Here is a 22,254-nt window from a genome sequence, read left to right as displayed (position 1 = left end):
ACACAGGGCTCTGCGAAGTCGCAAGACGACGTATAGGGTCTGACGCCTGCCCGGTGCTGGAAGGTTAAGAGGAGAGGTGCAAGCTTTGAATCGAAGCCCCAGTAAACGGCGGCCGTAACTATAACGGTCCTAAGGTAGCGAAATTCCTTGTCGGGTAAGTTCCGACCTGCACGAATGGCGTAACGACTTCCCCGCTGTCTCCAACATAGACTCAGTGAAATTGAATTCCCCGTGAAGATGCGGGGTTCCTGCGGTCAGACGGAAAGACCCCGTGCACCTTTACTATAGCTTTACACTGGCATTCGTGTCGGCATGTGTAGGATAGGTGGTAGGCTTTGAAGCGGGGACGCCAGTTTCCGTGGAGCCATCCTTGAAATACCACCCTTATCGTCATGGATGTCTAACCGCGGCCCGTCATCCGGGTCCGGGACAGTGTATGGTGGGTAGTTTGACTGGGGCGGTCGCCTCCGAAAGAGTAACGGAGGCGCGCGATGGTGGGCTCAGACCGGTCGGAAATCGGTCGTCGAGTGCAATGGCATAAGCCCGCCTGACTGCGAGACTGACAAGTCGAGCAGAGACGAAAGTCGGTCATAGTGATCCGGTGGTCCCGCGTGGAAGGGCCATCGCTCAACGGATAAAAGGTACGCCGGGGATAACAGGCTGATGACCCCCAAGAGTCCATATCGACGGGGTTGTTTGGCACCTCGATGTCGGCTCATCGCATCCTGGGGCTGGAGCAGGTCCCAAGGGTTTGGCTGTTCGCCAATTAAAGCGGTACGTGAGCTGGGTTCAGAACGTCGTGAGACAGTTCGGTCCCTATCTGCCGTGGGTGTAGGAATATTGACAGGATCTGTCCCTAGTACGAGAGGACCGGGATGGACATATCTCTGGTGGACCTGTTGTCCTGCCAAGGGCATAGCAGGGTAGCTATATATGGACGGGATAACCGCTGAAGGCATCTAAGCGGGAAACCCACCTGAAAACGAGTGTTCCCTATCAGAGCCGTGGAAGACGACCACGTTGATAGGCCGGGTGTGGAAGTGCGGCAACGCATGAAGCTTACCGGTACTAATAGCTCGATCGGCTTGATCGTTCTCATTGACAATGCTCATCAGCCAAAGCTGATGAAGCCAGAAGGGAATAGGCAGTCGGCAATAGCCACTCCTCATTCGCTTCAAAGACGTGTTCAAAAAAACGATGACAATAGCGCTATTGCCTAATGGCAACTGCCTACTGCCTCATCCCCAGCTTCTCAAAACATAAGTTGCGCTTTGCCGACCTGGTGGTTATGGCGGGGTGGCTGCACCCGTTCCCTTTCCGAACACGGCCGTGAAACGCCCCTGCGCCCATGGTACTTCGTCTTAAGACGCGGGAGAGTAGGTCGCTGCCAGGTCTGCTAAGCGCAACTTTAATCTTCTCTGATCAATCAACGGCCCACGCCGTCACAAAAGGGTCGCTCAAGCGGCCCTTTCTGCTGTAAAATAATATCGCGGGGTGGAGCAGCCCGGTAGCTCGTCAGGCTCATAACCTGAAGGCCGCAGGTTCAAATCCTGCCCCCGCAACCAAATCTCTTCCTTCTAAAAGCAGAATGCTCCTCGTGGAGCAGCCCGCTCGGCGGGCAATCGATTCACTGGATCGATTGCTTTCCGCCTCGCCTCGTCAGGCTCATAACCTGAAGGCCGCAGGTTCAAATCCTGCCCCCGCAACCAAACTTCCAAAAGCTAAAGCAAAACGATCCCCTCGGATGAGCCCGCTCGGCGGCAATCGATTCACTGGATCGATTGCTCTGCCGCCTCGCCTCGTCGTTCGCTAAGGCTCACCATAACCTGAAGGGTGAGCCTGCGAACGGTTCAAATCCTGCTACAGCACGCGGCGCTGGTCTAAACTACAACCCTGTACGACGTTAAGGTCACGCTCCATGCTGGTCCGAGAGGGCAAGTCCTCGATGGGTTCCGTGCCAACGCTCCGCCTCAGGGCGTAAAGTCGGCGGGAGCGTTTCCTACGGTTCTACGACAGGCGCTTGGCTGGAACCCCTTCATCCGGTAAACATCCATCAGGCGAAGTGCTGCTTTCGAACCGAGCTTCATGATCCCGTCAGAGCCTCCGCCTGAGGAACGACTGCCTGCACAGCACGCTGCAATTTCTTCGCCGCGCCGAACTGGTCAGGGGTGCGGATCTTTTGAAGCCATCGATCAGAGCCAGGGATTGTCGCATCTTCGAACTCCCGCAGTTTCCGCCTTTTGACTTGTCAGATCATGATTTCTCCGCCGGTAACGGGGATGACCGCGCCGGTCATGTAATTTCCGAGTTCGGAGGCCAGCAAAACATAAGCGCCCGCAGGAGGATTCCAGCATCTGGGAGTTGGAGGACCGGGAGCACTACACGTTCTCCAAGATAGGCTGCTGGCTGGCGCTTTCCAACGCGGCCGAACTGGCCCGGAACGGCCATATAGCCGGCAACGCCGAAAGATGGGAAAAGGAGAGCGAACGCATCCGTGGCTGGATCGACGAACACTGCTGGTCCGAGGCCAAGCAGTGCTACAAGTTCCATGCCGGCACCGAGCGGCTCGATGCGGCGCTTCTGCTGACCAGCCGCTTTGGTTTCGAACATGAAGGCCGGCTCGCCAAGACCCGGGCAGCGATCGAACGTGAATTCGCCGTCGGGCCGCTCGTATGCCGATATAGCGGAGTAGTGGAAGAGGAAGGCACCTTTGTCGCATGCTCCTGCTGGCTCGTCGAAGCCTATGCGTTTCTCGGAGAGGTCGATCGGGCGGGGGGAGATGCTGCAAACCTTGCTGGCAAAGCTCGGCAACAATTTCGGCATCCTCAACGAACAAATCGACCCTCACACGGGCGCTGGACTTGGCAATCTTCCCCAAGGGTTCAGCCATCTCGCATTGCTGCACGCAATCTTTTCGATACAGGAAAAAAGGTGATCGAGTTCGATCGCAGCGGTGCGCACTGGACCAGTGTCCGGCAGATATATCGATCCGCTGCGGATAAGCTTGCGACCTGATCGATGACGTCAATCGAGGCCTGGTATCGCTAAGGTTCAAAGGCGTGAAGTGAGAAAAGTCTCCATGGCTGCGGAACTCCTCCTCGCCGCCTTTGTTTGTGGCTGGCAACAAGGAGATTTATGATGAGGAAGATTGCGTTTTCAATTGCCTTCGCCGCGCTTGCAACATCCGCTCTCGCCCAGTCGGCAGCGGAGAAAACCGGCGTCAATTCGGTCATGGGGGTGGCTCCGAAGACCGAGGACTTCCTGATGCTGGCGTCCGGCAGCGACCTGTTCGAGATCGAATCGAGCAAGCTGGCCCTTCAAAAAGGCGATGACGAAACCAAGAAGTTCGCGCAGCAGATAATCACCGACCACGAAAAGACCAGTTCGGAGTTGAAGGCGATGATCGCGAGCGGCAAGGTGAAAGGCTCCTCGGCCACCGTGTTGCCGGACAGTTTCAAGGAGGAAACCGACGACCTCGCGAAGCTTGATGCAGCCAAGTTCAAAGAAGAGTATTTTGACGATCAGGTCGATGCTCACGAGGATGCCGTGGACCTCTTCAAACGTTATGCCGAGGGTGGCGACAATCCCGATTTGAAGGCCTGGGCAGGCAGGACGCTCCCGGCGCTGGAGCATCACTACAAGATGGCGCAGGATCTCGAAAAGAATTGATGGGCCATCGAGCCGCCTCGGTATCAGGCGGTGAGGCAAATTGAACCCGCGCGATAATTTGCGCGGGTTTTGCTTATGAGGTGACGTCACGCGATTGGAGGAGCCCATATGCTGGGGACGAACCGGAATGCCGGACGGGCGGGACACCGTGAGCCAACCGGGCGGGCCGTCTAGCCCAAGCGCTCCTTGATCCACCCGCACAGGAAATCTCTGGCTTTCGCCGCAAGCCGCGTGGGCAGCCGCTCGAAACCATGGGGGGCTTCCGGGACGACGAGCAGGTCTGCATGACCCGTTTGGCGCTGCCAGACGTCGTGGATCCTGCGGCTGTCGTCCAGGATGGGGTCCAGCGCGCCGGCTATGAAGAGGGCAGGCGGCATGCCGGTCAAGTCGGCGAAGATCGGCGATACCTCGGGAGTTGTCGCGCGTGAACGCATGGTCAGCCGTTCAAGATTGTGGACGGCGGATGCAGGGTCGATGATCAGGCTGCGTCGGGCATTCACAAGGCTCCGTGACCCGCTCATGTCGAAGGCACCGCAAAACGAAACGAAGCCCGCGACGTTATCCAAAGGCTGCCTTTTCGCGACCTGGAGCAGGGCGCATGCGGCAAGGTGGGCTCCGGAAGACTCGCCCTCGACAACCAGCCGGTCGGTTCCGAATTCCGGAAGACGATCGAGTGCCCATTTGGTCAGAGCAACGGCATCACGGATCGTGCGCTCGAGATCGTCGTCCACGGCCAAATGGAAATCGCCGCTGGCAATGGCGACATTGCCGGATCTTGCGATCTCTGCATTCCAGCCATCGTCCAGCTGCGAATTGCCAAGTATCCAAGCTCCGCCGTGAAAGTGCAGGTAGAGGGCCGCCACCGGTCCCTGTGGTCGAAGAAGACGGATGGGTATTTCACGATCGTCCGCTCGCAACTTGACGATGTCGATAGTGACATCGCGCTGCCGCGGCTTGGGCAGCAAGATACCGGCAAGCTTCACGACGCCGTTGATTATCCTTGCATTCAGCCGCCTGCCGGTATGATAGCGCGGCAGGTGAGCGAGAACATGGTTGAGGCGACGCGCTCTTCGCACGTCGAGATCCTCGAAAACGGAAAACGGGTCTATTTCCATGTTACAGCCGAGTGGCGAGATGTCCGGCCGAAGGCCGGAGATTCAAATGTTCTTCTCGCGAACCGACGTGAATGCGTCGGTTCTGCTGACTTCGATATCAGGATGCGCTTCCGGATGCTGGAAAGCCCCGGATGGGCTTACAGCCCCTGGACGGCATCCGAGCTCGATAAAACGGCCGGCGCCGGAAACGAGGATGAGTTGATGCCAAGCTGCTCCTCCGCCTGGCGCCTGTGGTCGCCATCCCGGCCCTCCGGCCGGCCATCGCTTTCCCATATCTGATAGGCCCGTAGGCGGACTGCATCGTCTTGTCCTTGCATTCGATACTTCCTCTGTTCTCAATTTCGCGATCATTGGCTTAAATTCATCGATAGGCGTCATTGCTGATTTTGCCGGGCTTGGCCGAGTCGAGGACATAAGGCCGACCTTCGGGAACCGTGATCGCTTGAAAGTTTGCCGCCAGTTCGTGCAGGGGCTGCCGCATATGTTGCCCTTTCATCGGACGTCAACGTCCGCTGATCACCAGGTCTGGTTTCAGTTTGGCGAGGAGGCTGACCGATCTGTTCCGCCTCGTCCCAGTCCGGCGTAAGATAACGGGGCGGGCCGTGCATTTCGGGCTGCTGGGTGAGAGCCTCGTAGATGGATTCCTGGCCACTGAAGCAGGCCCAGGCGATATTCCTGGTTCGTCTTCCGGGCGCATGTTCACCAACCTTTCGAACTCGATAACGCGGCTGGCGGGACGAAGATCGAACGGGTTTCGGAACTGGCTGACATGGTTTACCTCTCGTTTGGAGAGCGCCCAACCAGGCGAGCGGTCCGGAGTTCCATGCGCATTGCCAATGAATGGACGCAGAAAGTATTTTGGAGGTCCTTGCGTTAATTTCACCTGAGCGTGAACCTCCGGCACCTCGCAAAGTTAGCGGCGCGGGGTTGCTGAGTTTTCAGACGGGAATGCAAGTGAACCAGGAAAGCCATATCAGCCTCTTTGCGGGCAAACGGGTCCTCGTCGTAGAGGACGAATATTTTCTGGCCGATGAGGTTCGCAGGAAGCTCAGTCAGCTTCAGGCCCTTGTCGTAGGGCCGGCGTCAAGCGTGGAAGCAGCCTTGGCTCTGATCGAGCAGGAGGAAATCGATGCCGCCATCCTGGATGTTCATCTTGGCGATGAATTCGTATTTCCCGTAGCCGAAAAACTCGACGAACTCGATATCCCGTTCGTCTTCGCCACCAGTTACGATCCCGCCTTCATACCGAAGGAATTTTCCGGTTTTACTCTGTGTGAAAAGCCGACAGAGCTTGAGAAGATAGCAAAGGCCCTCTTCGCGTCAGGTCCATCGAGCGGGATGCATTAGATCAGTCGTGCTAACCCAACTCGCGTGCAAGCTGCTGACGACCGCGGTTGACGCGGCTTTTCACAGTGCCGACAGGGCAGTCGCATTGGCTGGCAGCAATTTCGTAGCTGACGCCCTGGATGAAGATGAGGTCGATGGCAATCCGGTACCTTTCGGGCAGGCGCCCTATAGCGTCTTCGAGCTCATGCCCACGCACGACCCAGTCCTGAGTTGGGGGAACCGACGGCCGTTCAGCGACATTGGCTTCTATGCCGACTCGCTCCCGTTTGGCGAGGCCGAATTTGGTGCAGAAGCTGTTCCGCATGATGGTGAACAACCAGGATTTGAGGCGTGTGCCCTCTTCAAACTTTTCAAGATTGGACAGGGCCTTGAGGCATGTTTCCTGTACGAGGTCGTCGATATCGTTGGGGGAAGCATGGAAACGCCTTGCAAACTTTCTCAAGGCCGGCATGAGCTCGACGAGTTCGGCTTCTATGCGCCTTTGTCTTTGGATCGGGCTCATGCACTCTTCCTCCTCGTCTAGGACGCAACTATCGACGTGCTAACCAACCCGGTCGCCTATTGTTCCTTACCGTCTAGGTTGTCTGTTAAGCTGGACCACATTCCGTCTATTTTCGCGGCGCATATATCCGGTCGAGAACTTGAGCAGCGTCCGCGAAGTTCCTGCAGTCGTGGTCGAAACCCGGGTCTTCCGCGAGCCGGCGTACCCATGCGATGGCTGAGCGGCCGCCCCAGTCGTCCGGGGGATCGACGAGCCGTTCGCTGGAGGTGCCGGCAAATCGATCAGCGGCGAAGTCGTAGAAAGAGCCGCCGACATTACGCATGGACGCGCCGCCCTTTGTGCCGAAGAAACTCGCTGCGATGATGGCATCGCATCCCGCCTGCAGTCGCCATGAGCAAGCGACACGCACGATCGTTCCGGTTTTCAGCCCCAACGTCGCAAGGCCATAGTCCTCGACATCGGCTGATGCGGGATCGAGCGCTTGCCCACTGGAGATGATATGGCTGGATACGCCTTCCACCTCCGGAAAATCCAACGCCCAGAGGGCAAGATCAATCAGGTGGATGCCGAGATCCATCATGCATCCGCCGCCGGAAAGCGCCTTGTCGTAGAACCATGGCTTGTCTGGGCCATACGCGTTGTGAAAGGTGAGGTCGGCGGCAAAGACATCGCCGAGTTCTCCTTCCCGGACAAGTTCCCGGATGCGGCGCATGGCTTGCGTATGGCGATAGGAGAGATCGACGCCGAGCAGGCGGTCGGCGGCCTTTGCCGCGTCGATGACGGCGCGTACCTCGTGGCCCGTCCGTCCCAGGGGCTTCTGGCAGAACACCGCCATGCCTGCATCCAGCGCTCGGATGGACTGTTCGGCATGCTGAGCGCTCGGTGTTGCAACGACCACGCCGTCGATATCTTCCGCCAGCAGAGCGTCCAGATTCTCGACAATCTTTGCTCCGGGAGCGAGGTCGGCCGCTTCCCGCGCGACGTTTTCGGAGGAGTCGGCTATGGCGACGACCTGCGCCGCGCCGCTGTTCAAGATCGCCTGCATCCGATGGCGGCCGATCCAGCCGACCCCCAGGAATCCCAGCCGCACGGGCCGGGCTTGGCCGGCCAATTCTTCTTGCTTGACCATTTCGTTCATCGATAGATCACCAGCGCTTTCAGGAAATTTCCGGGGCGATCGCGAGTATCGTCGAGTGCCTGGCCGAGCTTTTCGAGCGGGTAGTGGTCGCTATAGAGCGAGGAGGGGTCGAGGCGCCCCTGCACAACGGCTTCGATCGCGTCCCTGATGCCCTGGATATAAACGGCCGGATCGCGTTCATGGGCATTGATCACGTCGAGTCCACGCCAGTTCCAGAGCTGCAGGTTCACCTGCCGCGGACCGTCCTGGTGATACCCGGCGATGATCAGCCGGCCGCGTTCCATTGTCAGTTCCGCTGCGAGATCGAGCGGCCACTGCTTGCCGACAGCCTCGATGACGCGGTCGCAGAAGCGCCCGTCCGTCAGATGCCGGACCTCTTCGATGATCCGCCAGTGGTCGTCCATGGCGATTGTCTCGGCGGCGCCCATCTTCCTTGCGACGTCGAGCGAATGCGCGCGACGGGAGATGGCGATCACCCGCGCGCCTGCTCCTGAAGCAAGCTGGGTCAGGAGGGCGCCGAGGAAACCGATGCCGACGATCGCGACCGTCTGGCCGGGCCGGATATCTGCCCGGCGGAAGATATTCATGGCGCAGCCAAGCGGTTCGCCCGGGAAGGGGAGGCCATCGAGCAAGGCTGGCAGGGGCACGACCATATCCGCGTCGGCGATGTCATGGGTGGCATAGGCATGGTGGCTGAGTGCGGCGATCCGATCGCCGACCGCGACATTCGTCACATCCTCGCCGATCGCCTCGACGCGCCCCCATCCCTCGTGCCCCAGGCCGCCGGGCTCCGTCGGAAAAATCATCCAGTCCGGGCCGGCCCAGGGGGTGAGGTTGGAGGCGCAGACCCCGCAGCCCTCCAGTCGCACCCGCACCTGTTTTGGTCCCGGTTCCGCAATCGGAATGTCTTTCAATTCGATCTTGCCGGGGCCGGTGATGACGGCGGCGCGCATCGTGGTCACTACGTTCTTGGAGATGACGTTCATTTGGCTGCCTTCTGCTGGACGTGGTCGAAAGGTCGGGCCGCACCCAACTGAAAACGTCCGCAAGAGTTCCGGAAGAAGTCAAAGAAGATGATGGTGAAGATGAAGAACGGCTCAGCTAGGTTGCTGGCGTTCGATCTCTTCCATCACCACTTCCGGCGGCACGTCCTTCTTCATTTCGTCGATCTCATGCGGCGCGACCTCAGTTTCGACGCCGAGCTTTTCAGCAATCGCCGCCACCATGGCGACGAGCCTAGTGGTTTCGTGCTCGTTGAGCAGCGAAATCTGCAGGCTGAGGTCAGCGCGCTTGTCGTCTTCGGCAGCCATGCGGTTCTGGCTGATCAGAACGAAGGTCGAGATAAAGATCGCTTCGACCGACGCTGCCATGGCGAGGATGACAAGCGAGGGATCAAACGGCGGGAAGATCGGCAACCATCCCAGATTGACGACGATCCAGAGGCTGAAAGCCGCCGCATGGATATAGACAAAGACCATGCTGCCGGCAAAATTTGTCATGACCTGGGCGAGCCGCTCCTGGCGCGACAAGGCCTTCTCATCCTCGGCCCTGCGGCGGATCAATGCACTTATGTTTCGATCGAGGACGACGGATATATGGTTTTCTTCCGACGGACGGTGCTGGACATCGGCTTCATCGGTGCGGTCGTGGAGCAAGTTTTCATCCTTCTGCAAGAAGGCGCCTAACCCGTCCGGTTGCCGCCGGTTCCAGGCCGTCGCAGAAATGGGATGATGTCATTGATGAAGTCATTGATGACAAAGATGACGTAGAAGAAGGAACTTTTGCACCCGAGCCATGTTGGGCGGCCCATTGAAATCCCAATCGCGATTGAAAGGGGCCCTCATGGCGAAGATCCTGGTGACTGGTGGATGCGGCTTTATCGGCCGCCACGTAACGGAAGAGCTTCTCGAAAACGATTATGAGGTACGTATCCTCGACGCCCTGATCGACCAGGTGCATGGCGACGCGGAGGTCGCCGTTCCGGAGGATGCGGAAGTCATTCGTGGCGATGTCCGGGACAAGGTGGTCGTCGAGAAGGCCTTCGATGGGGTGGACGGTGTCATCCATCTGGCTGCCGAAGTCGGCGTCGGCCAGTCCATGTATGAGATAGCGCGTTATGTGGGCGGCAACGATCTCGGCACCGCGGTTCTCCTGGAGGCGATGATCGGTCGTCCGGTCAGGCGGATCGTCGTCGCATCCTCGATGAGCGTCTATGGCGAAGGGCGATATCAAACACCCGACGGCAACCAGCTTGGCGTGGTCCGCCGCAGGCCGGAGCGGATCAAGATCGGTCAATGGGATCCCCTTTCCTCCGATGGCCAGCTCCTGACACCGGTCGCGACCGACGAGGAGAAGCCGGTCGATCTTGCCTCGATCTACGCGCTGACGAAATATGCTCAGGAAAAACAGGTGCTGATTTTCGGCGAAGCCTATGGGGTCGACGCCGTCGCGTTGCGGCTTTTCAACGTCTTCGGGGCGGGGCAGGCACTTTCCAATCCTTATACGGGCGTCCTTGCCAACTTCGCCTCGCGGCTCGCCAACAACCAGCCACCGATGATCTTCGAAGACGGCCGACAGCGCCGCGATTTCGTGCATGTGCGCGATGTCGCCCGCGCTTTCCGGCTGGCCCTGGAAAAGTCGAACGCCGCCGGCCATGTCATCAATATCGGAAGCGGCGAGGCCTATACGATCGAGGAGGTGGCCATCCTTCTTGCCGAAGCCATGGATGTGTCGGAGATTGCTCCCGACATCATGAACAAGGCCCGTTCCGGCGATATCCGCAATTGCTTTGCCGACATTTCCAAGGCGCGCGAACTACTTGGGTTCGAGCCGCAATTCGGGCTGGAGAATTCGCTCGCCCCGTTTGCGGAATGGGTGCGGAATTCCGGCGCGATCGACCGTGGAGCAGAGATGAAGCGCCAGCTCGAAGAGCGGGGGCTGGTATCATGAATATATCGATTCCCGCCGTGAATGTGTCGCAGGCCCGCAAGACTTTCGGTTTCGTCGAATGGTTTCGGCCCGGTGAATTCGAGCGGACCGAGCGCGTGCTTCCCGACATACTGGCAAGCGGCGCCAGCCACCTGCGCACCCACCTTTCCTGGGCCGAATATCTGGCGCCGGGTGGAGAGGAATGGTTCGACTGGCTGATCCCGCAACTCGGCCGTCAGATCGATCTTCTGCCGTGCATCCATTACACCCCGCCCTCCATGTCGCGTACCGGACGGTCGTCGGGTGCGCCGCATGAGCTGAAGTCCTACGCTGACTTCGTCGACCATGTCTTGACCCGTTACGGCAAACACTTCCGCCATATCGAATTGTGGAACGAGCCGAACAACCTTCTGGACTGGGACTGGCGCGAGGACGGTGACTTCCAGCTGTTTTGCGAGATGGTGGGCGGCGCGGCTTACTGGGCGAAACATCGCGGATGGAAGCCGGTGCTCGGCGGCCCGTGCCCCTTTGATCCCTATTGGCTGAACCTGATGGGTGAACGCGGTGTCCTGGGCGTCGTCGATGCCGTCGGCTTCCACGGCTTTCCTGGAACGTGGGACAGCGAGGAGGGTACCTGGGGCGGTTGGGACATGCATCTCGGCGAGATGCGGAAGATTCTCGATCGCTACAACCGTCACGCCGAAGTCTGGATCACGGAAACCGGTTATTCCACCTGGCGCAATGACGAGATGGAGCAGGCGCGCCGTTTCGTGAAGGCGCTGAACGTGCCGGCCGACCGGATGTACTGGTATTCCTGGGCCGATGTCGCGCCGGACGTTCCTGTTCAGGAAGGGCTATGGTTCGACCCCCGTCACTATCATTGTGGCGTCGTCACCTATGACAGCCAACCGAAACTGCTTGCGCGTCTTCTGACGGAGGGCGGCGTATCGCGGGTCGAGGACGTGACGCGGCTCGCCACGCCGAACGTCGCGAGCGGCGCCTTGCCAATCGTCATTACCGGCGGCAGCGGGTTCATCGGGTCAAATCTTGCCGACAGCTTCCTCAGCGATGGCGAGGATGTCGTAGTGCTCGACAATCTCGGGCGCCCAGGCGTCGACCAGAACCTTGCATGGCTGATGGATCGACACGGCAAGCGGGTTCATCCGGCGCTCGCGGACGTGCGCGATTTGCGCGGCATAGAGGCGGCCTTCGCCGATGCCAAGGCTGTCTTCCACTTTGCCGCCCAGACGGCGGTGACGACGAGCCTCGTGCATCCGGTCGATGATTTCGAGGCGAATGCCCGTGGCACGATCAACGTCCTCGAGGCGGTTCGGAAGGCGGGCAGACAAGCGCCGGTGATCTTTGCCAGCACCAACAAGGTCTATGGTGCGCTCGATGACCTGAAGATGCTCGAAACCGAAGACCGATATGTGCCGGCACATTCAGACATACGGCTGAACGGCATCGGCGAGGATCGGCCGCTCGACTTCTGCACGCCCTATGGCTGCTCGAAAGGCGTCGCGGACCAGTATGTTCTCGACTATGCGAAATCCTACGACATTCCGACGGCCGTATTGCGGATGAGCTGCATTTACGGTCCCCGCCAGTTCGGCACCGAAGATCAGGGCTGGGTCGCGCATTTCCTGATCCGCGCACTCGGCGGCGAGCCGATTTCGATCTATGGCGACGGCAAGCAGGTCCGCGACATCCTGCATGTCGAGGACGCGGTGGGCGCATATCGAACGGTCCTTGCCAATATCGACAAGGTAAAAGGTGCAGTTTTCAATCTCGGCGGCGGACCGCAGAACGCCGTCAGCATCCGTGCCGTTCTTCGTGAGATAGAGGCGATTACCGAGCGCTCCATCGATACCCGCTTCGGGGACTGGCGTGCGGGCGATCAATTCTACTTCGTCGCGGATACCCGAAGACTGGAGCGCGAACTGGGCTGGCAGGCGCGCGTTCGGTGGGCGAGCGGCATCCTACATCTGGCGGAATGGCTGGCCGAACATCGTTTTCCCGGTGAAGCGCTGCTCCGGAAGCGGCGGAAGGTGCCGGCATGACGGGGCGATCGAACAAAGCCGCTCGCCGCCGTATCCTGATGTCGGTCGATGCCGTCGGCGGGGTCTGGCGATACGCACTTGATCTCGCAGTCGGGCTGAAGCCCCTCGGGCTCGAAACCATATTCGCCGTGTTCGGCCCGCGCCCCTCCGCAGAACAGGTGCGGGAAGCGGAAGCCATCGGCAAATTGATCTATTGCGATGCGCCGCTCGACTGGATGGCGGAAACTGAAGCCGACGTGAAGGCCGTGCCCGGCACGATTGCGGAGCTCGCCGTCAGAGAGAGGGCAGATCTCGTGCATCTAAACCTGCCGTCTCAGGCAGCCGCGGTGGATGTCGGCGTTCCGGTTGTGGTCGTCTCACATTCCTGCGTCTCCACGTGGTTTCACGCGGTTAGAGGTTCAAGCGTACCGGAAGCTTGGCAATGGCAGGAGCGGCTCAACCGGCAAGGTTTCGATCAGGCAGATGCGGTTCTTGCCCCGAGCCGCAGTCATGCAGCCCTGCTTGGATGCGTTTATGGGACCATCGACGGTCTGCAGGTTATTCATAACGCGAGCCGCGTATCCCCAGCTGGCGGGCCGAAAGATGATTTCGTCTTTGCCGCCGGTCGCTGGTGGGATGACGGCAAGAACGGTGCCGTGCTCGATGCGGCAGCGCCGGAGATCTCGTGGCCTGTTGTGATGGCCGGCTCGAACCGGGGACCGACCGGGCAGTACGTGCCGATCGAAAAGGCCCGGAACCGAGGCGAACTTTCCCATGCCGAAACGATGCAGCTGATGGGAAAGGCGGCGATCGTCGTATCGCCGTCGCTGTATGAGCCGTTTGGGCTCGCCGTGCTCGAAGCCGCGCGTTGCGGCAGCGCGCTGGTGGTTGCCGATATCCCGACCTATCGCGAATTGTGGGATGGCGCCGCTCTCTTTGCGGATCCCCACGATCCGCGGGCGTTCGCGGCAGCAGTCAACCGCCTGGTCAGGGACCCTTCCTTGCGGACGATATGCGCGAACCGAGCCCGTATTCGTTCGCTCGATTTCACGGCCGAAGCGCAGGCGAATGCGGTGGCACGCCTCTACACCCAGATCCTTTCGACAAAATCAGCCCTTACCGCGGCGGAGTAAGCATGAAATTCATCTTCTACACCCATTCGCTAATTTCCGACTGGAACCATGGCAACGCCCATTTCCTGCGCGGCGTCATGCGTGACCTCGTTCGCCGCGGGCATCAGGCTTTGGCACTGGAGCCAAACGATTCCTGGAGCCGGGCGAACCTGATTGCGGAGCAGGGACCGGTCGCGATCGAAAGGTTCCGTGAGACATTTCCGGATCTGGGCTTTCAGATTTATGGGGCGGACTTCAACCATGAAGCGGCGATCGACGATGCTGACGTCGTTATCGTGCACGAGTGGACCGAGCCCGCCCTGGTGGAGCGGATCGGGCAAGCGCGCCGTGATGGCGGCCGCTTCACGCTTCTCTTTCACGACACCCATCATCGTGCCGTTTCGGCAGAAGGCGACATCGCCGGGCTGCGGCTGGATAATTATGACGGCGTGTTGGCATTCGGAGAGACGCTACGGCAGCGATATCTGAAAACCGGCTGGGGCAAGAGGGTCTATACCTGGCACGAGGCGGCTGATGATACGTTGTTCCGTCCGAGACCGGAGATCGCCAGGACCGGAGACCTGATCTGGATCGGCAATTGGGGCGACGACGAACGCTCCGCTGAGATCCTGGAATTCCTTGTGAGGCCGGTGAAAGTGCTCGGGCTCGATGCAGCCGTGCGCGGCGTGCGGTATCCGGAGCACGCCCTGGAGGCGCTTTCGGAGGCTGGCATCGAATATGGGGGCTGGATCGCCAACGCCGAGGCGCCGCTCGCCTTTGCCCGTCATCGTGTCACGGTTCACATTCCTCGCCGGCCCTATGTGGAAAATCTGCCCGGCATTCCGACCATCCGGGTGTTCGAGGCGCTTGCCTGCGGCATCCCGTTGATCTCGGCGCCCTGGAACGACGCCGAAAACCTGTTCCGACCCGGTCATGACTATCTGGTCGCGCATGACGGAGAGGAAATGGCAAGACAGCTGAGCGAAGTCCTTTCCGATGCAGACCTGTCGGACGCGCTGGTCGCATCGGGTCTCGAAACCATCCGATCCCGCCACACATGCCGCCACCGCGTCGACGAACTGCTTTCCGTCCTCGCCGAATGCGGCACGCGGCGTGTGGTCGAAAAACTTGCAGCAAAAGAGGCCGCCGAATGAAGATCGCCTTTTACGGATCGAGCATCGTCTCGGCTTACTGGAACGGCGCCGCCACCTACTACCGGGGCCTTCTACGGGCGCTGGCTCAGAAGGGTTATGACATCATCTTCTATGAGCCGGATGTCTATGACCGCCAGAAGAACCGGGACATCGATCCGCCCGAATGGTGCGGAGTGGTCGTTTATGACGGGACCGTCGAAGCACTGAAGACGGTAACTGCCGAAGCTGCACGGGCTGACATCGTCGTGAAGGCGAGCGGCGTCGGGTTCGAGGACGACCTGCTGCTGCAGGAAGTGCTTCGCAATGCGCCCCCCCGGGCGCTGAAGATATTCTGGGACGTGGATGCGCCGGCGACCCTTGCCGAGCTTCGGGGGGACCCCGATCATGTCCTCCGCAAGGCGCTCGGGGAGCTTGATCTCGTCCTGACCTACGGGGGAGGCGATCCGGTCGTAGATGCCTATCGGAGCCTAGGCGCTGCGAATTGTGTTCCCGTTTACAACGCGCTCGACCCGGTCACGCATCATCCGGTGCCGCATGACGCACGCTTCAGCGCCGATCTCGGCTTCCTGGGCAATCGCCTGCCGGACCGGGAAGCGCGCGTCGAGCATTTCTTCCTCGAACCCGCGGCGCGTCTGCCGCGTCAGACGTTCCTGCTGGGCGGATCCGGCTGGGGTGACAAATCCATGTCTGAAAATGTCAATTTCATCGGGCACGTCTCGACCCGCGATCACAATGCCTTCAACGTCACCCCTAAGGCGGTGCTCAACATCTCCCGCGCCAGCATGGCAGAGAACGGATTTTCTCCTGCAACCCGCGTATTCGAGGCCGCCGGCGCCGGTGCCTGCCTGATCACCGATTACTGGGAGGGTATCGAACTCTTCCTCAAACCGGAAGAGGAGGTGCTTGTCGCCCGGGATGGCCAGGATGTCGCCGATATCCTGGCCGGGCTCGACCGCGAACGGGCAAAGGCTATCGGCGAGAGGGCGCTTACCCGCGTCCTTTCCGAACACACCTATGTTCACCGGGCCGAGGCGGTGGACCTGCTGTTCCGAAGCCATGCAGGCGCGGCTCGGGAGGCGGCGGAATGAAGAAACCTCTCGATATCGTTGTTCTCGGACTGACACTTTCGTCCTCCTGGGGAAACGGCCACGCGACGACCTTTCGTGCGCTGATCCGCGGCCTGAAAGCGGAAGGTCATCGCGTTCTTTTCCTGGAACGGGACGTGCCGTGGTATGCCGAGCATCGCGATCTGCCGGAACCGGATTTCTGCGAACTCCTCTACTATTCCGACATCTGCGAGATGCTTGAGGTTTACGCGGGCCGACTTATGAAAGCCGACGTAGTCATAGTCGGATCGTATGTGCCCGACGGTGTGGTGTTGATCGATCGCCTGGAGGCGCTCGACCTCAAGAGACTATGTTTCTACGACATCGACACGCCTGTGACGCTGGCAAAGCTCGATCGAGGCGACGAGGAATACCTGGCGAAGCGTCAGGTCGCGTTGTTCGACATCTATTTTTCTTTTTCCGGCGGACAGGTGCTGACCCGGCTGGAAGAGCAATACGGGGCCAAGAAGGCGCTTCCGCTCTATTGCTCCGTCGATGCCGAGCGCTATCAGCACACGGGAGAGACTTTTCGCTGGGACCTCGGTTATCTCGGCACGTTCAGCCCCGACCGTCAGCCGACTGTCGAAAAGCTGCTGATTGAGCCGGCCCGGCGCCTTCCGCATCTTCGTTTCGTGGTCGCAGGTCCGCAATATCCCGCGGATATCGATTGGCCGAAGAATGTCGAGCGGATAAACCATCTGCCGCCGGCGGATCATTCAAGCTTCTACAGCCGTCAGCGGTTCACGCTGAACGTCACCCGCGCCGACATGATCGCCGCCGGCTGGTCCCCGAGCGTCCGGCTGTTCGAAGCGGCCTCCTGCGGCACGCCTATCATCAGCGACTACTGGCGCGGCCTCGACGAACTGCTGCTGGACCAGCACGCCGTCCTGATTGCCACGAAGACGGAGGATGTCCTCAAGGCGCTGACCGGGATCGACGAAAGACAGCGCCGCTCGCTTGCGGCCAGGGCAAAGGCGATCGTCCTTGAGGGCCATACCGGGCTGGCGCGCGCTCGCGGGCTCATCGCCGACCTCAGCCAGCTTCCGGAACGACAGATCCATCCGCAATCCATGCTTCAGCCAGTCTCAGCCTAAGGAGAGGTGTAATGCTGCAAAGAACCCGAAACGGAAAAGGAAAGACTGTTCTTGTCGCTGGAGGTGCCGGCTTCGTCGGTTCGCATCTCTGCGATGCGCTGCTTGCCCGCGGTGATCGGGTCATCTGCGTGGACAGCTATCTCACCGGCTCGGAGGACAATGTCAGGCCGCTCCTCAACCATCCGGGTTTTCGATTGATCGAGATGGATATCTGCGATCTGGAAGCCATCGATGTGCCGGTTAGCCAGGTCTACAATCTGGCTTGCGCCGCTTCTCCACCGCAATATCAGGCGGACCCTGTGCATACAATGATGACGTGCGTAGCCGGCACCGGCAACCTTCTGGCGATTGCAGAACAGAATGACGCCTCGTTCCTCCAGGCATCGACCAGCGAGGTCTACGGCGACCCGGTCGAACACCCGCAACGGGAGGATTATCGCGGCAATGTCAACTGCATCGGCCCGCGCGCCTGCTACGACGAGGGTAAGCGGGCGGCGGAAGCGCTCTGCTTCGACATGCTGCGTGCGGGAAGGGTCGATGCGCGCGTGGCTCGCATCTTCAATACTTACGGGCCGCGGATGCAGCCGAACGATGGTCGGATCATTTCCAATCTTCTCGTGCAGGCGATTTCCGGCGAGCCGCTGACGATCTATGGCACCGGCGAACAGACGCGCTCGTTCTGTTTCGTGAGCGATCTGGTGGCGGGATTGATGGCGCTGATGGATGTCGATCCCAATCCGGAAGGGCCGGTCAATCTCGGCAATCCCGGCGAATTCACGATCAATGAACTTGCGGCGATGGTGCTGGATATGGTTCCGACGACGTCCCGGATCGTTCACCGGCCGTTGCCGCAGGACGACCCGCAGCGCCGCCGCCCGGATATTTCCAAAGCACGCGAGCTGCTGGGCTGGCAGCCCCAAATTCCGCTTTCGGAAGGGCTGAAGCACACCGCCGGCTGGTTTATCGCGACGCTCGGCGAGCCGGCCGCCGATCTCTCCTCCACCAAGGCGCGTGGCAGGGCCGCGCCTTCTGAAGTCCATGCGGGAGTGTAGGTATGGATGCAAGACACGGCGGAGAGGAAGAGCTGCAAAGGAAGATCACCAGACTCGGCCCCTGGTTCCACAACCTTGAAATCAGGGGCGTCCAGACGGCTCCAGACCATTTTCTCGGTGACTACCCCCGTTTCAAGTGGGACGGGTTCAAACACGTCATTCCGGCGGATCTGCAGGGATGCAGCGTGCTTGACGTCGGCTGCAATGCCGGCTTTTACGCTCTCGAAATGAAGCGCCGGAATGCCGGGCGGGTTGTCGGTCTCGATCCCGACGCACGCTATCTGCGGCAGGCGCGGTTTGCCGCGGCGGAAACCGGGCTCGATGTGGAGTTCAGGCAGATGTCCGTCTATGACGTGGGCAGGCTGGGCGAGAAATTCGATCTCGTCATCTTCATGGGCGTGCTCTATCACCTTCGTCACCCGCTGCTGGCGCTCGATCTGCTTTACGAGCATGTTGTTGGCGACCGGATGTTGTTTCAGTGCCTGCAGCGCGGCGACGAGCGGATTCCCGATCTCAAGGAAGACTACGGTTTTTCGGAATGGTCGGTGTTCGACCGTCCGGATTACCCGAAACTCTTCTTCGTCGAGGAGCGATATGCCGCAGATCCGACGAATTGGTTCATTCCCAACAAGCCGGCTGTCCAGGCCATGCTGCGCAGTTCAGGCTTCGCCATCGAAGCCAATCCGGAACGCGAGGTCTATCTCTGCCGCAAGGGCGAGCGGCATTATGCGGTCGAGGCACCACCGAGCATAGGTTAACCTGTCTGGTCGCTCGCATGAGGCGAGGCACGCATCCCATAAGCATCGGCCGCCAACCGCTCGCGGCCGATCAGATGGCCTCGCCCGCCGGTGCCCATTGGCCCAGGAAAGAAATCGCGGTCGGATTCACGCAAGCGATTGCGCAATAAAAGTTGGAACTAACAACGCCAGTCCATGTTCGAAGCCTCAACTACGAGGATTCTACATGAGCGTTGCTCCTTTCCGCTGCCCCGCCATCGGCCAGTCGCGCTCGCGGTCATCGTCGTTGCCACCTGTACATCTCCTTCCTTCGCCCATAGGCAAACCCAACGCGGGGGTTTTGGACAAGCTGCAGACGTTCGAAATGCACAAGATCCACATCACCAAGCCGGTTGCGGCTGGTTGAACGGTCGAAGCCCGGGCATCCCGGGGTTCCTTTTTTCCCCTGTACTGAGGCCCGGATTGCCTCATCAGGCTACGCGAGGACTATCCATGAAGGCGCTTACCTGGCACGGCAAACACGACATCCGCTGCGAAAGCGTTCCCGACCCGGAAATCCACGACGGACGCGACGCGATCATCAGGGTGACGGCCTGCGCGATCTGCGGTTCGGACCTGCATCTCTATGACGGCGTCATGCCCGAGATGCATAGCGGCGACATCATGGGCCACGAAACCATGGGCGAGGTCGTCGAGGTCGGCAAGGAGAATACGAAACTGAAGGTCGGCGACCGCGTCGTCGTTCCCTTCACCATCTCCTGTGGCGAGTGTTTCTTCTGCCAGCGCGGCTTCTACTCCGGCTGCGAACGCTCGAACCCGGATCGTTCCAAGGTGACCAAGCTCTGGGGCAATTCCCCCGCCGGCCTGTTCGGTTATTCGCATCTTCTCGGCGGCTATAGCGGCGGTCAGGCGGAATATCTGCGCGTGCCCTACGCCGATGTCGGCCCCATCAAGGTGCCGGATGGCCTGACCGACGAGCAGGTGCTCTTCCTCTCCGACATCTTCCCGACCGGCTATATGGCGGCCGATTTCTGCAACATCGAGCCGGGTGATACGATCGCCATCTGGGGCTGCGGCCCCGTCGGCCAGATGGCCATCAAGTCCGCCTTCATCCTCGGTGCCGAGAGGGTGATCGCCATCGACACGGTGCCGGAACGGTTGGCGCTGGCTGCGGCCTCCGGAGCGGTCACGCTCGATTTCCGGGACGAGGATATCTACGAAAAGATCATGGACCTGACGAACGGCCGCGGCGCAGATGCCTGCATCGATGCCGTGGGCACTGAGGCCGATGCCTCGGCGAGCTGGGATTCCCGCCTCGACCGCATCAAGGTCGCGACCTTCATGGGCACCGACCGTCCCCACGTGCTGCGCCAAGCCATCCATTGCTGCCGCAACTTCGGCACCGTGTCGATCGTCGGCGTCTATGGCGGCTTCCTCGACAAGATCCCGATGGGCTCCGCCATCAATCGCGGCCTCACCTTCAAGATGGCCCAGACACCGGTGCAGCGCTATCTGCCGCTCCTTATGGAGCGCATCCAGAACGGCGAGATCGATCCGTCCTTCATCATCACCCACCGGGCGACCCTCGAAGAGGGGCCGGACCTCTACAAGACATTCCGTGACAAACAGGACGGCTGCATCAAAGTCGTTTTGAAGCCGTAAAGGAGAAATCCCATGAATCCCGTTCAAACAGGCAAGGGCCTTGCCGTCGTCACCGGCGCCTCGACCGGCATCGGTTATGAACTCGCCAAATGCGCGGCCGAGGACGGTTATGATCTCGCCATCGCCGCCGATGAGCCCCGCATTCAGGAAGCGGCCCTGAAACTTAAGGAATTCGGCGTGAGGGTGGAGGCCATGCAGGTGGACCTCTCGACACCGGACGGCTTGCGCCGGTTTGCATCGGGAATCGCCGCGCTCGACCGCCCGGTCGAGCTTCTGCTCGCCAATGCCGGCAGAGGGCTCGGCGACGGCTTCCTCGACCAGGATATCGGCGAGGCCCAACGCGTCGTCGATACGAACATCAGCGGCACGATCGCGCTCGTGCATGAGATCGGCAACCGCATGCGGATGCGCGGCGAAGGGCGGATACTCTTCACCGGATCGATCGCCGGCTTCATGCCCGGCACGTTCCAGGCGGTCTATAACGGCACCAAGGCCTTCATCAATTCCTTCTCCTTTGCGCTGCGCGAAGAGCTGAAGGACACGGGCATCACCGTGACCTGCCTGATGCCGGGTGCCACTGACACCGACTTCTTCGAGCGCGCCGACATGCTGGACACCTCGGTCGGCCAGGGCAAGAAGGACGATCCCGCCTTCGTCGCCAGGATCGGCTATGATGCGATGATGAACGGCGAAGGGGACGTCGTTTCCGGCTGGAAGAACAAGCTCATGTCCGCCGCCGCCAATGTCACTCCGGCGGAAACTCTCGCCAGGCAGCACCGCAAGATGGCGGAACCGGGCTCGGCGGAACATTGATGGCGCGCTTCCACGAAAAGGGCGGAATGCCAGGCAGATGCCGTCCAGGGTGAGCAGGCGTTTTCGTGGGTTGGCATGCGGGGTATAGGAATTTGGCGGCATCTGTGCGTCGACGTTCAACTGATGTTCATCGAGGATACACCGTGGCGGGTTCCCTGGATGGAGCGGGGGTTCTGCCGCAGATCGTCGAAGTCGCAGCACGTCATCCCGGCGAGGCACGAGGCCAGGGTTTAGCTTCTTCACGGCGATAGATGATCGTCTCTGCGGCCAGTTTATCGTGCGCTCGACCAATCGCAGGAATCGTCTCGGGTTCCGCTGCATCACGAGAGTGCGTTTGAGATTAGATGCGATTGCGCATCACCGTCTTGCTTCCTTGACGACTTGCTTTCCCCTATAATCCCTGCCGGGCACACAGGAGTTCTGTCATGAGCGAAGACGCCTTCAACATGTCGATTCGCAAGTTCCTGAAGGAAGTCGGCGTCACCTCGCAGCGCAAGATCGAGGAGACAGTGCGCGAAGGGAAGACCGACGGCAAGAAGCTGAAGGTCCGCGTGACGCTGACGGCGGAAGGCACCGGCCTCAACCACGTGGTGGATGGCGAAATTGAACTTCCATAAAAACCGCTTGGGCTGAGTGCCCTCGAATACCCGCGATTTTTGCAAGTTTCTGTGGTTTCAGGCCCCCGCAACCAAACATCACAAGCCCGCCTCGAGCGGGCGTTTTGTTGCGTAACGGCTCCAGGATTTAACCGCAGGCGCCTGCAAGCAGGCACAGCCGACGTGACGC

The 22,254-nt window shown here is 60.2% G+C and carries 20 protein-coding genes, 2 tRNA genes, 2 rRNA genes and 2 pseudogenes (1 of these 26 cut by a window edge); 19 read left to right on the top strand and 7 right to left on the bottom strand.

Annotated features, from left to right (window positions below):
• The 4 genes from J0663_RS04825 to J0663_RS04810 form a co-directional block, all read left to right on the top strand.
• Positions 1-1,093, top strand: a 23S ribosomal RNA gene (locus J0663_RS04825) (it extends 1,787 nt beyond the left edge of the window).
• A gap of 185 nt (positions 1,094-1,278) precedes the next feature.
• Positions 1,279-1,393 (top strand): 5S ribosomal RNA (gene rrf / locus J0663_RS04820).
• Between the two features lie 95 nt (positions 1,394-1,488).
• A tRNA-Met gene (locus tag J0663_RS04815) sits at positions 1,489-1,565 on the top strand.
• A 49-nt stretch (positions 1,566-1,614) separates the two neighbouring features.
• Positions 1,615-1,705: transfer RNA gene (locus J0663_RS04810), tRNA-Leu, on the top strand.
• Between the two features lie 543 nt (positions 1,706-2,248).
• On the opposite strand, the pseudogene J0663_RS31180 reads toward J0663_RS04810, so the two are convergent.
• Positions 2,249-2,338, bottom strand: a pseudogene (locus J0663_RS31180) (NAD(P)-dependent oxidoreductase); the annotation flags it as partial.
• A gap of 23 nt (positions 2,339-2,361) precedes the next feature.
• Between J0663_RS31180 and J0663_RS04805 the strand changes: the two are divergent.
• The gene (locus J0663_RS04805) at positions 2,362-3,015 is read left to right on the top strand and encodes a glycoside hydrolase family 15 protein (protein WP_207243300.1); all 654 of its coding nucleotides are present in this window, start codon (positions 2,362-2,364) and stop codon (positions 3,013-3,015) included.
• 123 nt (positions 3,016-3,138) lie between these two features.
• Positions 3,139-3,669 carry a DUF4142 domain-containing protein gene (locus J0663_RS04800; RefSeq protein WP_207244436.1) on the top strand — a complete coding sequence of 177 codons (531 nt, stop codon included), beginning with the start codon at positions 3,139-3,141 and terminating at the stop codon, positions 3,667-3,669.
• Positions 3,670-3,839: 170 nt separating this feature from the next.
• On the opposite strand, the gene J0663_RS04795 is transcribed toward J0663_RS04800, so the two are convergent.
• Together J0663_RS04795 and J0663_RS31175 are read right to left on the bottom strand one after the other, a co-directional pair.
• A complete protein-coding gene (locus J0663_RS04795) occupies positions 3,840-4,784 on the bottom strand; it encodes an alpha/beta hydrolase (RefSeq protein WP_207243299.1) in 945 nt (314 codons plus the stop codon).
• 137 nt (positions 4,785-4,921) lie between these two features.
• Entirely contained in the window at positions 4,922-5,101 is a 180-nt protein-coding gene (locus J0663_RS31175; RefSeq protein ID WP_221108856.1) for a DUF2934 domain-containing protein, read from the bottom strand.
• 523 nt (positions 5,102-5,624) lie between these two features.
• Between J0663_RS31175 and J0663_RS04785 the strand changes: the two genes are divergently transcribed.
• Entirely contained in the window at positions 5,625-6,131 is a 507-nt protein-coding gene (locus J0663_RS04785) for a response regulator (RefSeq protein ID WP_311043480.1), read from the top strand.
• A 10-nt stretch (positions 6,132-6,141) separates the two neighbouring features.
• Here the strand turns inward: J0663_RS04785 and J0663_RS04780 are convergent, their stop codons facing one another.
• From J0663_RS04780 to J0663_RS04765, 4 genes are all read right to left on the bottom strand, one after another.
• The gene (locus J0663_RS04780) at positions 6,142-6,633 is read right to left on the bottom strand and encodes a sigma-70 family RNA polymerase sigma factor (RefSeq protein ID WP_207243298.1); all 492 of its coding nucleotides are present in this window, start codon (positions 6,631-6,633) and stop codon (positions 6,142-6,144) included.
• Between the two features lie 106 nt (positions 6,634-6,739).
• Positions 6,740-7,771, bottom strand: coding sequence for a Gfo/Idh/MocA family protein (locus tag J0663_RS04775; protein ID WP_207243297.1), 1,032 nt, complete (start codon positions 7,769-7,771; stop codon positions 6,740-6,742).
• On the bottom strand, positions 7,768-8,757 hold the full coding sequence (locus J0663_RS04770) for an MDR/zinc-dependent alcohol dehydrogenase-like family protein (RefSeq protein WP_207243296.1): 990 nt from the start codon (positions 8,755-8,757) through the stop codon (positions 7,768-7,770). Before J0663_RS04770 ends, J0663_RS04775 begins: the two co-directional genes overlap by 4 nt.
• A 111-nt stretch (positions 8,758-8,868) precedes the next feature.
• Positions 8,869-9,426, bottom strand: a complete 558-nt coding sequence (locus J0663_RS04765; RefSeq protein WP_246590375.1) for a DUF1003 domain-containing protein — start codon at positions 9,424-9,426, stop codon at positions 8,869-8,871.
• A gap of 187 nt (positions 9,427-9,613) precedes the next feature.
• Between J0663_RS04765 and J0663_RS04760 the strand changes: the two genes are divergently transcribed.
• From J0663_RS04760 to J0663_RS04710, 12 genes and pseudogenes are all read left to right on the top strand, one after another.
• Positions 9,614-10,720 (top strand): NAD-dependent epimerase/dehydratase family protein, encoded by a 1,107-nt coding sequence (locus J0663_RS04760; protein ID WP_207243295.1) that lies wholly within the window; start codon positions 9,614-9,616, stop codon positions 10,718-10,720.
• Entirely contained in the window at positions 10,717-12,759 is a 2,043-nt protein-coding gene (locus J0663_RS04755) for an NAD-dependent epimerase/dehydratase family protein (RefSeq protein WP_207243294.1), read from the top strand. The genes J0663_RS04760 and J0663_RS04755 overlap by 4 nt, the downstream gene beginning before the upstream one ends.
• Positions 12,756-13,871: a glycosyltransferase family 4 protein gene (locus J0663_RS04750; RefSeq protein WP_246590374.1), complete on the top strand. Its 1,116-nt coding sequence runs from the start codon at positions 12,756-12,758 to the stop codon at positions 13,869-13,871. Before J0663_RS04755 ends, J0663_RS04750 begins: the two co-directional genes overlap by 4 nt.
• Before the next feature lie 2 nt (positions 13,872-13,873).
• The gene (locus J0663_RS04745) at positions 13,874-15,004 is read left to right on the top strand and encodes a CgeB family protein (protein ID WP_207243293.1); all 1,131 of its coding nucleotides are present in this window, start codon (positions 13,874-13,876) and stop codon (positions 15,002-15,004) included.
• Positions 15,001-16,092: a CgeB family protein gene (locus J0663_RS04740; protein ID WP_207243292.1), complete on the top strand. Its 1,092-nt coding sequence runs from the start codon at positions 15,001-15,003 to the stop codon at positions 16,090-16,092. Before J0663_RS04745 ends, J0663_RS04740 begins: the two co-directional genes overlap by 4 nt.
• Positions 16,089-17,204, top strand: coding sequence for a CgeB family protein (locus tag J0663_RS04735; RefSeq protein ID WP_207243291.1), 1,116 nt, complete (start codon positions 16,089-16,091; stop codon positions 17,202-17,204). Before J0663_RS04740 ends, J0663_RS04735 begins: the two co-directional genes overlap by 4 nt.
• 11 nt (positions 17,205-17,215) lie before the next feature.
• Positions 17,216-18,256: a UDP-glucuronic acid decarboxylase family protein gene (locus J0663_RS04730; RefSeq protein WP_207243290.1), complete on the top strand. Its 1,041-nt coding sequence runs from the start codon at positions 17,216-17,218 to the stop codon at positions 18,254-18,256.
• A 2-nt stretch (positions 18,257-18,258) separates the two neighbouring features.
• The gene (locus J0663_RS04725; RefSeq protein ID WP_207243289.1) at positions 18,259-19,014 is read left to right on the top strand and encodes a TIGR04290 family methyltransferase; all 756 of its coding nucleotides are present in this window, start codon (positions 18,259-18,261) and stop codon (positions 19,012-19,014) included.
• 471 nt (positions 19,015-19,485) lie between these two features.
• A complete protein-coding gene (locus tag J0663_RS04720; RefSeq protein WP_207243288.1) occupies positions 19,486-20,655 on the top strand; it encodes a zinc-dependent alcohol dehydrogenase in 1,170 nt (389 codons plus the stop codon).
• A 12-nt stretch (positions 20,656-20,667) separates the two neighbouring features.
• On the top strand, positions 20,668-21,468 hold the full coding sequence (locus J0663_RS04715; RefSeq protein ID WP_207243287.1) for an SDR family NAD(P)-dependent oxidoreductase: 801 nt from the start codon (positions 20,668-20,670) through the stop codon (positions 21,466-21,468).
• 75 nt (positions 21,469-21,543) lie between these two features.
• Positions 21,544-21,677, top strand: a pseudogene (locus tag J0663_RS31170) (cysteine hydrolase); the annotation flags it as partial.
• Positions 21,678-21,893: 216 nt separating this feature from the next.
• Positions 21,894-22,085 carry a DUF6494 family protein gene (locus J0663_RS04710; RefSeq protein ID WP_207243286.1) on the top strand — a complete coding sequence of 64 codons (192 nt, stop codon included), beginning with the start codon at positions 21,894-21,896 and terminating at the stop codon, positions 22,083-22,085.
• Positions 22,086-22,254: the final 169 nt, after the last annotated feature.

It is taken from the genome of Rhizobium lentis, assembly GCF_017352135.1.
Classification (GTDB): domain Bacteria; phylum Pseudomonadota; class Alphaproteobacteria; order Rhizobiales; family Rhizobiaceae; genus Rhizobium; species Rhizobium lentis.
Note: the sequence above shows the minus strand (reverse complement) of the source record. Positions and strands in the feature narration are given on the sequence as shown.